Origin of the sequence: Variovorax sp. PDC80 (genome assembly GCF_900115375.1) — a bacterium.
Taxonomy (GTDB): Bacteria; Pseudomonadota; Gammaproteobacteria; order Burkholderiales; family Burkholderiaceae_C; genus Variovorax.
Genome location: NZ_FOWG01000007.1, coordinates 55242 through 69488 on the forward strand (window position 1 = coordinate 55242; position 14247 = coordinate 69488).

Sequence of the window (14247 nt, forward strand, 5' to 3'; positions counted from 1 at the left end):
CCCCGCCCTCCGGCCGCGTTCCACCTCAATGGTGGTGGTGGTCATGCCCATAGCCGCTGGCGACCTCGCCGCATTCGTGCGGAGCGGTCCGGCACAGGCGCTGGTAGGCCAGCACCGTCTTGCGCCGCTCGGCCAGCGCGGCCGGGGTGCGGAACGGCGCGAGGATCTCCGCGAGCGAGTAGCTCACGCCGTTCTTCACCACGTAGCGCACGTCGGCCGCGGCCTTCAGGTCCTGCAGCGGGTTGCCGCGCACGATGGCCAGGTCGGCCAGCTTGCCCACTTCCACCGTGCCCAGGTCCTTGTCGACCAGGCTCATGCGCGCGGCATTGACCGTCACGTCCTGCAGCACCTGCAGGTTCGAGTTGGTCAGCGCGGCGGCGCGCATGTTGTTGTGCAGCGCGATGCCCGGCGGCACGAGCGGCGAGTCGGTGCCGATGGCGATCATGGCGCCGGCCGTGCGCAGCTTGCTCACCTGGTCCTCCTGCAGCCGCGCGCTGGCCACCGCCGCCTCGGTCGGCGGCTGCGGGTTGCTGCGCAGCACATCGAGGAAGTTCGGCGAGGTCAGCAGCTCGAAGCGGTCGCCGCCGGTCAGGTCCGCGCCGACGAAGGGATAGGCGAACAGGGCGGTGTGGATCAGCCGGAAGTCGCCCTTGCCGTGCAGGTCGTAGGCGTCCTGGTAGGTGGTGCCGCCGGCCGAGCGCGACCAGCCATAGCCCAGGCGCTGCGGTGCCGAGAGGTGCGTGGTCTCGGCCAGGCCCGAGGCCGCGCCCGGCGACAGGTTGTGCGTGCCGCTCGGGATGCCGATGTCGAGCGCCGCCTGCGCGATCTTGTGCATCAGCGGGATCGGCGCGCGCATGTAGGCCTTGAGGTAGTCCACGCCGAGCGTGCGCACCTTCGCGATCTCGAGGTCGGCCGCCTCGGGCGTGCGCACGCTGCGCGCGAAGCTCCAGGTGATGCGGTTGCCGTCCCACAGCGGCGGCGAGACGAACAGGCGCGGGCCCAGCAGGTTGCCGGCCTCCAGCGCCTCGCGCATCTCGATGCTCTGGTGCAGCGGACCGCCGACCGATTGGGTCGAGGTGACGCCGTAGGCCAGCATCGAGGCCGAGCCCTGGCCGTACTGGCCGCCCTGGTAGAGCGTCAGCGGATGCGAGTGGGCATCCCACAGGCCGGGCATCACCGTGAGGCCCGAGGCATCGACGTACTTGTCCGCGGCCTTGGCCACCGCCTCGTCGTGCGGCTGGATCGCGGTGATTCGGTTGCCCTTGATGACGATGTCGACGTCGTTCTGCAACTGGCCGTCCTTGCCGCTCCACAGCTGGCCCGCGCGCACCACGGTCGTGCCCTGGGACGCTGCCTGCTTCCACATCAGGCTCACGGGCACCTCGGTCGCGCCCGCGCCGTCGGCGCCGATGGTCTTGAGCTTGTCGGCGGCCTTGTAGAGCAAGGTGCGCGAGTCGCCGGCCCACGAGGGCAGGTCGGCGGCCTCGGTGGTGATGGCCTTGGCCGGGCCGTCGGGCGAACCGTCGGCCTTCAGCGGCATCACGTGCAGCACCGAGTCCATCACGAAGGCCACCTTGCTGCCGTCGGGCGAGACCACGGCCGCGCCTTCCTCGCGGTCGGAGATCTGGCGTGGCGCGTCGCCCACCGGGTAGAAGGTGCCGCTCTTCGTGCCGAGGTCGATCACGCGCAGCTTGTTGTAGCCCTCGAAGGAGCGGCTGCTGACCGAGTCGTTGTCGACCACCACGATTTTCTTGCCGTCGGGCGTCCACTGCGGCGTGCTGATCTGCGAGCCCACCGCCTCGACCACCTTCTGCGCGGTCTTCGAGGCGATGTCCCAGACCTCGAGCGTGCCCGAGCCCGTGGTGTAGGCGATGCGGTCGCCCGCGGGCGACATCTTCGGCATCACCATCGACTTGCCGGTCTGCGCGCCGAGCCGCGTGCGCGCGCGGCTCGCGATGTCGATGCGGTCGATCGCGAGCGCGCCGCCGTTGCCCTTCTCGGTCGAGAAGTAGACCGCGCTGCCGTCGGGCGTGAACTGCGGATTGCCGTCGCGGTCCTTGTCGTTGGTCAGGCGCACGGGCGTGCCGCCGATCGGCATCACCCAGATGTCGTTGAGCGCGACGAAGGCGACGCGGCGGCCGTCGGGCGAGATCACCGGGCTGCTGATGCCGCGCACCGGCTGGTCGCCGAGCACGCCGAAGCCGCGCTCGCGCGACTTGGCGAACACCGGACGCCGCACCTCGAGCGTGGCGCTGAACGGCACTTCAGCGAGGCCGTCGCCGCCCGCGTTGCGGATCTTGATCTTGCCGTCGGCCGTGTAGAGGAAACGCCCGCCGGGCAGCCAGCGCGGCGGGAAGGCGAACATGTCCTCGTTGGGCGCCACCACCTCCTTGCCGGCGACCACGATCGACTTGGTCGTGCCCTGGTAGGCCAGGCCCGAGCCGTCGGGCAGCCACACCGGCAGCACGCCGGGGCCGACCAGCTTCGGTGCCTCGGTGCTGCCCATCGGCTGCGTGAAGATGCGCCGCGCGCTGACGAATGCGAGCTGCGTGCCGTCGGGCGAGACCACCGGATTGCTCTCGGTGCCCGCGCCCTGCGTGAGTGCCGAGTACTTGCGCGAGCCCAGTTCCACCTGCCAGATCTTGTACTGGCGGTCCTGGCTGCGGTCGGAGGCGAAGACCAGCGTGCGGCCATCGGGCGTCCAGGCCGGCTCGCGGTCGTCGAACGCGCCGCTGGTGATGCGCGTGAGGTCCGCGCCATTGGGCCGCACGGTCCAGATGTGGAAGTTGCCTTCGGCGTCGTAGTTCTGGAACGCGATGCGGCTGCCGTCGGGCGACCACACGGGCGAGGTCGGCTCCATGTCCCAGCCCGTGATGCGCGTGGCCTTGCCGCCGGCGATCGGCACCACCCACAGCACGCCCTGCGCGGTGAAGGCCACGCGCTGGCCGTCGGGCGAGGGCGCGGCCGCCATGTTGGTGCCCTCGTGGAACTCGATCGCGACGTCCTTGGTGCTGCCCTGCAGCGTGCTCAGCGCCTGGATCTTCACGGGCGGCTCGTTGTTGCCGCCATCGCCACCGCCCGTGCCGCCGCCGCCCGCGATCGGCAGGAAGCCGCTGCCGCCACCTCCGCCGCCGCCGCAGGCCGTGGCCAGCAGCGCGGCCACGGCGACGGCGGCCAGCGCATGGCGCCGCGGTCGTGATGAAGAGGGATGCGAAAACGATGGGCGTGACGAAGCCAACGCTGCCTGGCGCTTGTTCATGGTCTGTCTCCAATGAGGTGTTATTGCGGTCCGCGGATGCGGCCGATCTGCACATCGGCGCGATCGCCAATGTCGAAACCAGTGTTGGAAATCTTCCTTACCGATTACTTACCCTGGCCCTCTGTACAGGCGTGCATCGGCCCTGACGCGGGTCGATTTTTTTGCATGGCGCCATGAGGGTTTGGCATTCGCGAAGCTGCGTTGCCAATTCGGATCGGTGAATTGCGCGCAGCCGTGCTGCAATGGCGCAATGAATTGGCGCAGTAAATTGGCGCGATGACGCGCGCCAATTCAAAGAGGAGCCGCCACGCCCATCCACTCGCGCAACACCTCATCGGTGTGCTCGCCCAGGCGCGGCGCCATCGCGCCGGCGGCCAGCGGGGTGCGCGTCCATCGCACGGTCGGCGACAGGCCCCGGTACCAGCGGCCTTCGGCATCCTGGTAACGATGCACGACGCCGCGCTCGGTGTTCTCCAGCGAATCGATCAGTTCACCGAGCTCGGGGCAGGCGGCCACGGGAATGTCCGCGTCCGCCAGCAATTGCAGCCAGGTTGCAGTGCTGCGCGTGGCGAGCCGGCTCTCCACGTAGGCATACACGGCATCGATGTGCTTCGTGCGGTTCGCCATGCTGCGAAAGCGCGCATCGCGGTCCCAGAGTTCGCCGTCGCCCACGAGGCGCATGAACGACTCCCAGTGGCGGTCGGTGTAGACGATGGTGCAGATCCAGCCGTCGACCGTCCGGTAGGGCCGGCGGTAGGCCGACAGCAGGCGCGGGTTGCCGGCCTGCGCGGCATCGTTGGCCGCGAAGGTGGCGGCGCCCAGGTGGTCGCTGAGCATGAAGGAGGCCATGGTCTCGTACATCGGCACCTCGATGTACTGACCTTCCTCGGCCCGGCGCTGCTGCAGCAGCGCGGCGAGCACCGTCTGCACCACGTACAGGCCCACCGTCTTGTCGGCGATGTTGAGCGGCAGGTAGCGCGGGCGTCCGTCCGCGGCGCGGGCCACCAGGCCCGGCAGTCCGACCATGCCCTGGATCAGGTCGTCGTAGGCCGGCTTGCCCGCGTCGGGGCCGTGCTCGGCGAAGCCGGCCAGGAAGACGTAGATCAGCCGCGGGTTGTGGCGGCGCAGGGTGTCCCAGTCCAGTCCCAGTTTGGCGAGCGCCTTCTTGCGCATGTTGGTGACGAACACGTCGCTGGCCTGCGCGGCACGCGCGATCACTTCGCGCGAGGCGGGCTGCTTGAGGTCCAGGCAGACGCTGCGCTTGCCGCGGTTGAGGTTCAGGTAGACCGGCCCCATGCCCGGCTCGAGGTGCGGGCCCATCTCGCGCATGATGTCGCCCTCGGGCGGCTCGAGCTTGACCACGTCGGCGCCGTACTCCGCCAGCATCTGGGTCGCGAACGGACCCATGATGACGCTGGTGAGGTCGAGGATCCGGATGCCGGACAGCGGCAGTCCGGCGTTGCGCGTCGCGGCGGTCGTCATTGGGCCTCGATGCCGGCTTTCTTGACGATGTCGCCCCACTTGCGGATCTCGCTCGCTACGTAGCGCCGCGTCGCGGTCACGTCCATGGTGCCCGGCGTGGTCGCCTGCTCGTCGAGCGTCTTGCGGAAGCCGGGCTCGCCCATCGATTGCAGCGCCAGCGCATTGAGCTTCTCGAGGATGGCCGGCGGCGTGCCCGCGGGCGCGTAGAGCCCGATCCAGATCTCGGTCTCGTAGCCGGGCACGCCCTGCTCGGCGATGGTCGGCACCTCGGCCAGCGTGGGATTGCGTTCGCGCGTCGAGACGCCGATGGCGCGCAGGCTGCCGGCCTTCACGTACTTCAGCGCGCTCAGGCCGTCGACGAAGGAGGCCTGGATCTGGCCGCCGAGCAGGTCGTTGACCGCGAGCGCCGTGCCCTTGTAGGGCACGTGGATCAGCGGCGCGCCGGTGCGGCTCGCGAGCAGCTCGCCCGACAGGTGCGTGGTGCCGCCCGTGCCCGAGGAGCCGTAGGTGACGCCCTTGTTCTTGCGCGCATAGTCCAGCAGCTCGGGCACTGTAGTCACCGGCAGCGACGGGTTCACCAGCAGCACGTTGGGTGTGCGCGCCAGCATGGCGATGGGCGCGAAGTCCTTCTCGGTGTCGTAGGGCAGGTTCTTCGTGATCGAGGGGTTCACCACGTGCGCCGTGGTGGTGATCAGCAGCGTGTAGCCGTCGGGTCTGGCGCGCGCGACCCGGGTCGCGCCGATCACGCCGCCGGCACCGGGCTTGTTGTCGACGATGGCGGTCTGCCGCAGCTTCTCCTGCACCGTCTTCGCGAATTGCCGGGCCAGGATGTCGGTCATGCCGCCGGCCGCGAAGGGCACCACCAGCGTGAGCGGTTGCGAGGGATAGTCGTCGGCATGCGCGGCGCCGAGGGCGAAGGGCAGCGCGAACAGGGCGCACAGGGCGCGGCGCAGGGGCTTGAACTTCATGGTGTCTCCTTGGATGTCTCGTGGGCTCGCCGGTGCCGTCTCAGCGGCGCTTCCGGTTCGCGAGGAAGGCTTCCATGTAGCGCTTGGGCTCGTCGCTGTCGTAGGCGCTCACGAGGCCGGCGATGCCGACGTTGATGGCTTCCTGCAGCGGCATGCGCTCCCAGTCGCGGATCAGCTTCTTCTGGATGCGCATCGCGAGCGGGCCGTTGGCCTCGATCTCGGCCTGCCAGTGCGCGAGGGCGGCATCGAGGCCGTCGTCGCCGGCGACGTCGGTGATCAGGCCCCAGTCGAGCGCCAGCGCGGCCGGGATGATGCGGCCGCTGAGCAGCAGGTCGCGCGTGCGCGTGGCGCCGATCATGCCGGGCAGCATCGCGCCGTGGATCACCGAGGGCACGCCGAGCTTGACCTCGGGCATGCCGAACCTGGCGTCGCGCGCGGCCAGCTTGATGTCGCAGACGGCGGCCACCTCCATGCCGGCGCCCAGGCAGTAGCCCGAGATCACCGACATCGTGGCGAAGGGGATGTCGCGGATGGTCTCGCACAGCCGCCACACGCTGCGGATGTAGGCATCGATGTCGCGCCTGGAGGCGTCCTTCAGGAACTTGATGTCGGCGCCGCCGAGGAAGGCGCTGTCGCCGCCGCGGATCACGAGCAGCTTCGTGGTCTCGTCGGCGGCCAGTTCCTGCAGCGTGTCGGCGTAGATATGGGCGGCGTCCCCGGTCAGCAGGTTCAGCCGGCCGTTGTCGAAACGGACCGTGACGACGCCTTCGGCGGTGCGGGCCACATGGCATTGGGGACGGGTGTCGGAGGGATGCATGGGATGTCTCTGGTCTGTGTGAGCCGGCGCATCTTGCGCGGCGAAGTCCCATGCCACAATGGAATTTTTCTACTGCATTCAGTAGAAGATGGAATGAATATCTCCTTTCGCCAGTTGCAGGTCTTCCTCGCCGTCTACGAGGCCGGCAGCTTCACCGTGGCGGCGAACGGCCTGCACATCTCGCAGTCCGCGGCGAGCAAGATGGTGGCCGAGCTCGAGAACCAGCTCGGCATGACCCTGTTCGAGCGCACCACGCGCACCGTGGTACCCAACGACGCGGCGCGCGAGTTCTTCGAGTTCGCCCAGGACGTGACGGCCACCATGGCGACCGCCAAGCGCAGCATCACCGAGCTGATCACGCTGGAGCGCGGCAAGGTCAGCGTGGCCGCCTCGCCGCTGATGCACTACGGCCTGCTCGCGGGGCCGATCGCGAGCTACCGCCAGCGCTATCCGGGCATCGACTTCGAGATCCACGAATGCTCGACCGACGAGACGCTGGACCGCGTGCGTTCGGGCGTGGTGGACATCGGCTTCTGCGCCACGGATTCCGAGATCAGCGGCCTCGAGGCCACCGTGGCGATCGAGGACGCGATGTATGCCATCGTCGACGACGCGCATCCGCTCGCGCGCCGGCGTTCGATCCGGGCCGCGGAGCTGCTGCCCTACAACTACATCTCGCTGCGCGATTCCTACAGCATCCGCCGCACGCTCGACCAGATCTTCGCGCGCACGCCGCTGCGCTTCGAGAACCACATCGAGGTCGGTTCGCTCACGGCGGCCCTGGGCTTCGCGCGGCAGGGCGCCGGCTTCCTGATCGTGCCGGGCTACGCCGCCGACATCGCGCAGCAGTGGGGCATGCGGCGGATCGCGATCTCCGACCTCGCGAGCTTCCGCCACCGGATCTCGCTGATCCGCCGCCGCACCACGCGGCTGTCGGTGGCCGCGCGGCATTGGCTCGCGGTGTTGCCGCAGAGCTTTCCGTTGCTGAAGTGAGCGGGCTCGCGCGTGCTTCGATGCCGCCGATGCCAGGTGTCTGTTTATAATAATAGTTCTCATTTGCATCGTAGGGCCCAGCGTCCTCTCTTGTGTAGACAGTCTCGCCATGGGTCCGCGCGCCACGCCAATGCAAGCCGTCGAAGCCTTCTATGCCGACCACCACGGCTGGCTCCAGGCCCTGCTGCGCAGGAAGCTCGGCGACATCCACCATGCGGCCGACCTGGCGCATGACACCTTCCTCACGCTGGTTGCCGCGCCCTCGAAGGCGCAGCAGCTGCACGAGCCGCGCGCCTACCTGCGCACCGTCGCGCACGGGCTGCTGGTCGATCACTTCCGCCGCCGCGCGCTCGAGCAGGCCTATGTCGAGCAACTGGCCGCCATGCCCGAGCCGCTGGCGCCCTCGCCCGAGGACCGCCTGCTCGTGATCGAGGCGCTGCATCGCATCGACGCCATGCTCGACGCGCTGCCCGCGCGCACGCGCACCGTGTTCCTGCTGTCGCAGCTCGAGGGCCTGGGCTACGAGGAGATCGCGCAGCGGCTCGAGGTGTCGGTGCGCACCGTCAAGCGCGACATGCGCGCGGGTTTTGCCCAATGCATCGCCTCGATGCTTTGAACCCCACGCGCCCGCGCGGCGACGACCCGGTGGTGCTGCAGGCCGCGGACTGGCTCGTGAAGCTGCATGCCGGCGAGATGGACGAGGCCGGGCACCGCGCCCTGCATGCCTGGCGCGCGCAGGCGCCCGAGCACGAGCGCGCCTGGCAGGCCGCCGACGAACTGGCGCGCACCTTCGGCCGCGTGCCGACGGGACTCGGCGTGCCCACGCTCGAGAGCGCGCGCCGCCTGCGCCGCCGCGTGCTGTTGCGCTCCACGGTGCTGCTGGCCACCGGCGCGCCGGCCGCCTGGCTGGCCTGGCGCACCTGGGGCGTCGAACTCGCGGCCGAGTACCGCACGGCCGTCGGCGAGCGGCGCGGCTTCGTGCTGGCCGACGGCACCCGGCTGCTGCTCGACACCGGCAGCGCGGCCGACGTGGTGTTCGACGAGCGCGAGCGGCTGGTGCTGCTGCGCGCGGGCCGGATCCTGGTCGAGACCGGCCATGCCGCCGGGCTGCCCGCGCGGCCGTTCTTCGTGCAGACCGCGCAAGGCCGGGTGCGCGCGCTCGGCACGCGCTTCACGGTGCGTGGCGGCGACGAGCGCACGCGCGTGGCGGTGCTCGAGCACGCGGTCGAGATCGCGCCACGCGCGACCGACGCTAGCCGCGTCGTCGTGCGTGGCGGCCAGGAGGTCGACTTCACGCGCGACGCCGCCAGCGCGCCGCGCGCCATCGCGGCCGGCGCCGATGCCTGGTCGCAGGGCGCGCTGGTGGCCGACCGGCAACGGCTCGAGGACTTCCTCGCCGAGCTCTCGCGCTACCGCCCCGGCGTGCTGCACTGCGCGCCCGAGGTCGCGGACCTGCGCATCTCGGGCGTGTTCCAGGTCGCCGACACCGACCAGGTGCTCGCCACCCTGGCGCAGACGCTGCCGGTGCAGGTCCGTACGCGCACGCGCTACTGGGTCACGGTCGGGGCGCGCGCACCAGGTTAAGAGCGGCCGGCGCACGCATCGTGGCGCTGCGTGTCCCTTTTTCGGCGCTCGTTCGACAAGTCAGAAAGCAACACCTTTTCACCGACTTGCCGACCGGACCCGCCATGCCTTCCTCCTTCGCTTCGCGCCATCGCTTCACCGCCATCGCCTTCGCCGCGGCGCTCGCCGCCGCGCTGCCGCCCGCCATCGCCCAGGCCGCCGACGCGCCCGCCAACCAGGCGATCGCGCCCGGGCCATTGAGCCAGGCGCTCTACGGCTTCGCGAGCGCGAACGGCATCACGCTGTCTTTCGATCCCGCGCTGACCGAGGGCTTGCGCTCGCCCGGCCTGGAAGGCGGCCAGGGCATCGAGCAGGGCCTGCGGCGCCTGCTGGCCGGCAGCGGCCTCGAGGCGGTGCCGGTCGCGCCCGGCAACTACCGCCTGCGCAAGGCGGTGGCCGATGGCGCCGCGGCATCGGGCGACGGCGGCCTGGCCCCCGTGGTGGTGACCGCGCGCGGCGAGCGCAGCGCGCTCACCGAAGGCAGCGGCTCCTATGCCGCCCGCGCCGTGACCGTGGCCGGCAAGACACCCACGCCGTGGAAGGACGTGCCGAACTCGGTCTCGGTCATCACGCGCCAGCAGATGGACGACCAGAACATGACCACGGTCGAGGACGCGCTGCGCCAGACCGTCGGCGTCACGGCCATTCCCTACGGCGACGGCACGGCCTATTTCCAGTCGCGCGGCTATGCCTCCGAAGTGCAGTACGACGGCCTGCCGTTCAACAACGGCATCCAGTACCTGCGCCAGTTCGACCTCTCGATGTACGACCGCGTCGAGGTGTTCCGCGGTCCCGCCGGCGTGCTGCAGGGATCGGGCACGCCGGCTGGCACCGTGAACCTGGTGCGCAAGCGGCCGCTGGCCGAGCCCGCGATCTCGGGCCTGCTGTCGGCCGGCTCCTGGAACCAGCACCGTGGCGAGATCGACATCAGCCGCCCGCTCAACGAAGCCGGCACGGTGCGCGGCCGCGCGCTGCTGTCTTCCGAGGGCGGCGACAGCTTCCGCACCCAGGGCACGAGCCGTCACACGCTGGGCTACGCGATCGTCGAGGCCGACCTCGGCCCGCGCTCGACGCTGAGCCTGTCGGGCAGCGTGCAGCCGCAGCATGACCGCGGTGTCGACTACGGCCCGGGCACCTACACCAACGGCAGCTTCCTCAACGCGCCGCGCAAGACCTTCTTCGGCACCGACTGGAGCGGCAGCTCGGGCACCGCCAAGGAGGTCTACGCTGAGTTCGTGCACCGCTTCGATGACGACTGGGTCGCGAAGGCCGCCTACATCCGGCGCAGCATCGACGGCGACTCGCGCTACGGCTACATCAACGGCCTGGTGCGCCTCGACAACCGCGCGGCCTACACGCTGCAGGCGCAGAGCGGCGAGACCACCTGGCAGGGGCTGGACCTGAACCTCGCGGGCAGCTTCAGGCTGTGGGGCCGCAAGCACGACCTGCTGATCGGCGCCAACCACTCGAAGCGCGACGAGACCTCGCTCTCGGGCTCGGTCGGCATCCCGCAGGTCGACATCTACAACCTCTACGTTCCCGACCGGCCGATCCCGTTCCGCTTCGGCAGCAACACGCGCAGCGAGCAGAGCGGCCTCTACGGCCAGATGCGGCTGCGGCTCGCCGACCCGCTCACGCTGGTGCTCGGCGGCCGCGTGAGCCATTACCAGAGCGAGAGCCAGACGCTGCTGCCCACGCCCGGCGCATGGAAGCGCGACGCCGGCGGCGTGAATCACAAGTTCTCGCCCTATGGCGGCCTGGTCTACGAGCTGCGGCCCGACATCTCGGTCTACGGTAGCTACAGCGACATCTTCATTCCGCAGACCCAGCTCGCGGTCGGCAACGCCGCCTTGCTGCCGCGCGTGGGCCGGCAGTTCGAGATCGGCACCAAGGGCAGCTTCATGGACGGCCGCCTCAATGCCTCGCTGGCCGCCTTCCGCATCGAGGACCGCAACCGCGCCGTCACCGACCCCGACAACCCCGGCTTCTTCGTCGCCGAGGGCAAGGTCCGCAGCCAGGGCTGGGAGGCCGAGGTCTCGGGCCGCCTCGCGCGCGGCTGGGACCTCTACGCGGGCTACACCCGGCTCGACACGCGCTACGCCGACGACCCGAGCAATGCCGGCAAGCCCTTCTCGAGCGAGGAGCCCAGGCACACCGTCAAGCTCTGGACGCGCTACGAGTTCCAGCAGCCTTCGGTCGCGGGCCTGCATGTGGGCCTGGGCGTGCGCGCCGTCAGCAAGACCGACCGCGGCGCGGCCGTGCAGGGCGGCTATGCCGTGGCCGATGCGCAGGTCGGCTACCGCTTCAACAAGAACCTGTCGCTGACGCTCGACGTGCACAACCTGTTCGATCGCGTCTACTACGCGCGGCTGCCTTCGCGCTTCTACAGCGTGTATGGCGATCCGCGCAATGTGCGTCTGACCTTGCGCGCGAGCTATTGAGATCGCGCGCGGATCCGGGGCGCGGGGGCGGCGCAGAATGCCGGGCTTCCGATCGCAGCCGATTCCCCGTTTCCATGCACGACCGCTTCCTCGACGACATCCGCCGCAACCCGAACAACCGCGCCATCCTCGAGCGCTGGGATGCGCTGGCCTTGCCCGACGGCTGGCTGGTCGCGGGCTGCCTGTTCCAGACCGTCTGGAACCTGCGCTCGGGCGACGCGCCGGCGTCGCGGATCAAGGACTACGACCTGTTCTACTTCGATGCCGAAGACCTGAGCCAGGCCGGCGAAGCGCGCGTGCAGGCGCGCGCCGATGCGCTGCTCGGCGACCTCGGCATCGAGGTCGAGGTGGCGAACCAGGCGCGCGTGCATCTCTGGTACGAGTCGCACTTCGGCGAGCGCTACGAGGCGCTGCACAGCGCGCGCGACGGCATCGACCGCTTCCTCGTGCCCGCCACCTGCGTCGGCGTGCGGCCCGGCGAGCTCTATGCGCCGAACGGGCTGGAACTGCTGTACGAGGGCGTGCTCACGATGAATCCGCTGGTGCCGCACCGCGAACTGTTCGAGCGCAAGGCGGCCTCGTACCGCACGCGCTGGCCGTGGCTGCGCATCGAAGCCTGAGCGATGCGCTAACATCCGGCCCGCGGTTGCAAGCCGCGCCCGGGCCCGCGGGAAGGGTTGAACCCACTTGCCTTCGCACGCTGAGCAACCAGCAGTCCTTTGTGCAGCCGAATTTGCGGGTCTTCGGCGTCGATGCACGGAGGTTCCTGTGAAGCGCATCCCCCCTCGGCCCGACCTGGGCCATCTCAAGAAGCAAGCCAAGACGCTGCTGTCGTCCTACCGCCAGGGCGACGCGGCGGCCATCGCGCAGTTTCGCGCGCACCTGCCGGCCGCGGCCGCAAGGAGCGACGCGGCCATCGCCGCGATGGACCTGCGATTGCACGACGCGCAGTCGTGCATCGCGCGCGAATACGGCTTCGTCTCCTGGCCCGACCTGCAAGGCTTCGTGCTCGCGCGCCAGGCGGCCGTGGCCGATCCCGCGAAGGCACTGCGGCATTGGCTCGGCCTGGTCTATGCGGGCGACGTGGCCGGCGGCACCCACCGCGCGCGGCCCGCGGTGGCCGAGCGGCTGCTCGCCGAAACGCCGCACCTGTTGGGCGACGATCCCTGGCTGGCCTGCGCCATCGGCGACGAGGCCGCGCTGCGTGTCGCGATCGCGCGCGATCCCTCGTGGGTGCATCGCGCGGGCGGGCCGCTGAAGCTGCCGCCGCTGGTGGCCGTCACGCACTCGGCCTTCCTGCAATTGCCGGCGTACCGCGAGCGCCTGCGCGCCTGCGTGCGCCTGCTGCTCGCGGCCGGTGCGCAGGCCGACCAGTCCATCGGCAACCGCTGGCCGCCCGCGTCGCTGGACACGCCCAACGAAGACGAGCGGCTGAGCGCGCTGTACGGTGCGGCCGGCCAGCAGCGCGACCCCGAGACCACGCGGCTGCTGCTCGATGCCGGCGCCGATCCCGACGACAACGAGTCGCTCTACCACTCGCTCGAGGACCGCGCCTGCACCGCGCTGTTGCTCGCGGCGGGTGCGCGCGTGACCGGCACCAACGCGCTCTACCGCGTGCTCGACCTCGACGATGTCGAGGCGCTGAAGCTGCTGCTCGCCCATGGCGGCGATGCCAACGAGGGCGCCGGCAGCGCGACGACCCACGAGTGGGGCACGCCGCTGCTCTGGGCGATCCGCCGCCGCCGTTCGCCGGCCCACATCGAAGCCCTGCTGGCCGCGGGGGCCGATGCGTCGGTGCGCACGCGCGAGGGCATCGATGCGCGCACGCTGGCGCTGCGCTTCGGGCTGGTCGAGGTCGCGCGCCTGCTGGCAGGTGCCGGCGTCGATGCGCAAGGCTCGCCGCAGGAGGCCTTCATCGCGGCCTGCGCGCGCGCCGACGAGCAGGCGGCCCGCGCGCTGCAGGCCGCGCATCCCGGCCTCGTCGACACGCTGTCCGCGTCGCAGCTTCGCCTGCTGTCCGAGCTTGCGGCGCAGGAAGGCTGCGGCGATGCGGTGCGCACCATGGTGCGCTGCGGCTGGCCGATCGCCGCGCGCGGCGGCGACTGGGATGCCTCGGCCCTCAACCAGGCCGTGTTCCGCGGCGACGCCGCGCTCGCGCGCTTCCTGCTCGAGCACGGCGCGAGCTGGACCGAGAAGCATGGCTATGGCGACAACGCCATCGGCTCGCTGTCATGGGCCTCGTACAACCAGCCCACCGAAGACGGCGACTGGCTCGGCTGCGCCGAGGCGCTGGTTGCGCACGGCATGCCGACCGCGCTGCCCGATCCGGCGAGTGCCGATACGGTGCTGATCGATGGGCGGCCCGGGGTGTTCTCTGAGGAGGTGACGGAGTTTCTGCTTGGCGCAGCGCCCTCGTCGGCCTGACCATTCGCTGCGCGCGAGCGGCCGGACCGCTTCGCGCGCAGCCACCCGACCGGTGAAAAGGATCGGAAACGAGACGGCTTCGATGGGTGGCGGCTATTAGAAATTTCTTACATCCGGAATTACGGAGAAATAGGCTTCGCGCATGAATTGGAGAGGGCATTGCACGCAATTTCACCGGAATCCGTAGCTATACCTTCGTTCTCATTGGAAGCTCGATTCGGCGGTATTCGAAAGGCGATT

At 70.2% G+C, this 14247-nt stretch carries 10 protein-coding genes; 6 read left to right on the top strand and 4 right to left on the bottom strand.

The window, feature by feature from the left end:
* Positions 1 to 25: 25 nt before the first annotated feature.
* The 4 genes from BM109_RS41760 to BM109_RS20495 all read right to left on the bottom strand — a co-directional run bounded on the left by BM109_RS41760 (position 26) and on the right by BM109_RS20495 (position 6526).
* A complete protein-coding gene (locus tag BM109_RS41760) occupies positions 26 to 3259 on the bottom strand; it encodes an amidohydrolase family protein (protein ID WP_093346343.1) in 3234 nt (1077 codons plus the stop codon).
* Positions 3260 to 3550: 291 nt separating this feature from the next.
* A complete protein-coding gene (locus BM109_RS20485) occupies positions 3551 to 4741 on the bottom strand; it encodes a CaiB/BaiF CoA transferase family protein (protein WP_093346346.1) in 1191 nt (396 codons plus the stop codon).
* A complete protein-coding gene (locus BM109_RS20490; protein ID WP_093346348.1) occupies positions 4738 to 5709 on the bottom strand; it encodes a Bug family tripartite tricarboxylate transporter substrate binding protein in 972 nt (323 codons plus the stop codon). Before BM109_RS20490 ends, BM109_RS20485 begins: the two co-directional genes overlap by 4 nt.
* 40 nt (positions 5710 to 5749) lie before the next feature.
* The gene (locus BM109_RS20495; RefSeq protein ID WP_093346351.1) at positions 5750 to 6526 is read right to left on the bottom strand and encodes an enoyl-CoA hydratase-related protein; all 777 of its coding nucleotides are present in this window, start codon (positions 6524 to 6526) and stop codon (positions 5750 to 5752) included.
* Between the two features lie 93 nt (positions 6527 to 6619).
* Between BM109_RS20495 and BM109_RS20500 the strand changes: the two genes are divergently transcribed.
* The 6 genes from BM109_RS20500 (at position 6620) to BM109_RS20525 (ending at position 14007) form a co-directional block, all read left to right on the top strand.
* Positions 6620 to 7519: a LysR family transcriptional regulator gene (locus tag BM109_RS20500; protein WP_177239412.1), complete on the top strand. Its 900-nt coding sequence runs from the start codon at positions 6620 to 6622 to the stop codon at positions 7517 to 7519.
* Positions 7520 to 7649: 130 nt separating this feature from the next.
* Positions 7650 to 8135, top strand: coding sequence for a sigma-70 family RNA polymerase sigma factor (locus BM109_RS20505; protein WP_256222679.1), 486 nt, complete (start codon positions 7650 to 7652; stop codon positions 8133 to 8135).
* A complete protein-coding gene (locus BM109_RS20510) occupies positions 8132 to 9103 on the top strand; it encodes a FecR domain-containing protein (protein ID WP_256222680.1) in 972 nt (323 codons plus the stop codon). Before BM109_RS20505 ends, BM109_RS20510 begins: the two co-directional genes overlap by 4 nt.
* 104 nt (positions 9104 to 9207) lie before the next feature.
* Positions 9208 to 11583 (top strand): TonB-dependent siderophore receptor, encoded by a 2376-nt coding sequence (locus BM109_RS20515; RefSeq protein WP_093346358.1) that lies wholly within the window; start codon positions 9208 to 9210, stop codon positions 11581 to 11583.
* Between the two features lie 74 nt (positions 11584 to 11657).
* On the top strand, positions 11658 to 12203 hold the full coding sequence (locus BM109_RS20520) for a nucleotidyltransferase family protein (RefSeq protein WP_093346361.1): 546 nt from the start codon (positions 11658 to 11660) through the stop codon (positions 12201 to 12203).
* A gap of 148 nt (positions 12204 to 12351) precedes the next feature.
* Positions 12352 to 14007 (top strand): ankyrin repeat domain-containing protein, encoded by a 1656-nt coding sequence (locus tag BM109_RS20525; RefSeq protein WP_093346363.1) that lies wholly within the window; start codon positions 12352 to 12354, stop codon positions 14005 to 14007.
* Positions 14008 to 14247 lie beyond the last annotated feature (240 nt).

Bases quoted from the DNA above. Each gene is read 5' to 3' on its own strand.
- BM109_RS41760 (WP_093346343.1), bottom strand. From the start codon at position 3,259: ATGAACAAGCGCCAGGCAGCGTTGGCTTCGTCACGCCCATCGTTTTCG.
- BM109_RS20485 (WP_093346346.1), bottom strand. From the start codon at position 4,741: ATGACGACCGCCGCGACGCGCAACGCCGGACTGCCGCTGTCCGGCATC.
- BM109_RS20490 (WP_093346348.1), bottom strand. From the start codon at position 5,709: ATGAAGTTCAAGCCCCTGCGCCGCGCCCTGTGCGCCCTGTTCGCGCTG.
- BM109_RS20495 (WP_093346351.1), bottom strand. From the start codon at position 6,526: ATGCATCCCTCCGACACCCGTCCCCAATGCCATGTGGCCCGCACCGCC.
- BM109_RS20500 (WP_177239412.1), top strand. From the start codon at position 6,620: ATGAATATCTCCTTTCGCCAGTTGCAGGTCTTCCTCGCCGTCTACGAG.
- BM109_RS20505 (WP_256222679.1), top strand. From the start codon at position 7,650: ATGCAAGCCGTCGAAGCCTTCTATGCCGACCACCACGGCTGGCTCCAG.
- BM109_RS20515 (WP_093346358.1), top strand. From the start codon at position 9,208: ATGCCTTCCTCCTTCGCTTCGCGCCATCGCTTCACCGCCATCGCCTTC.
- BM109_RS20520 (WP_093346361.1), top strand. From the start codon at position 11,658: ATGCACGACCGCTTCCTCGACGACATCCGCCGCAACCCGAACAACCGC.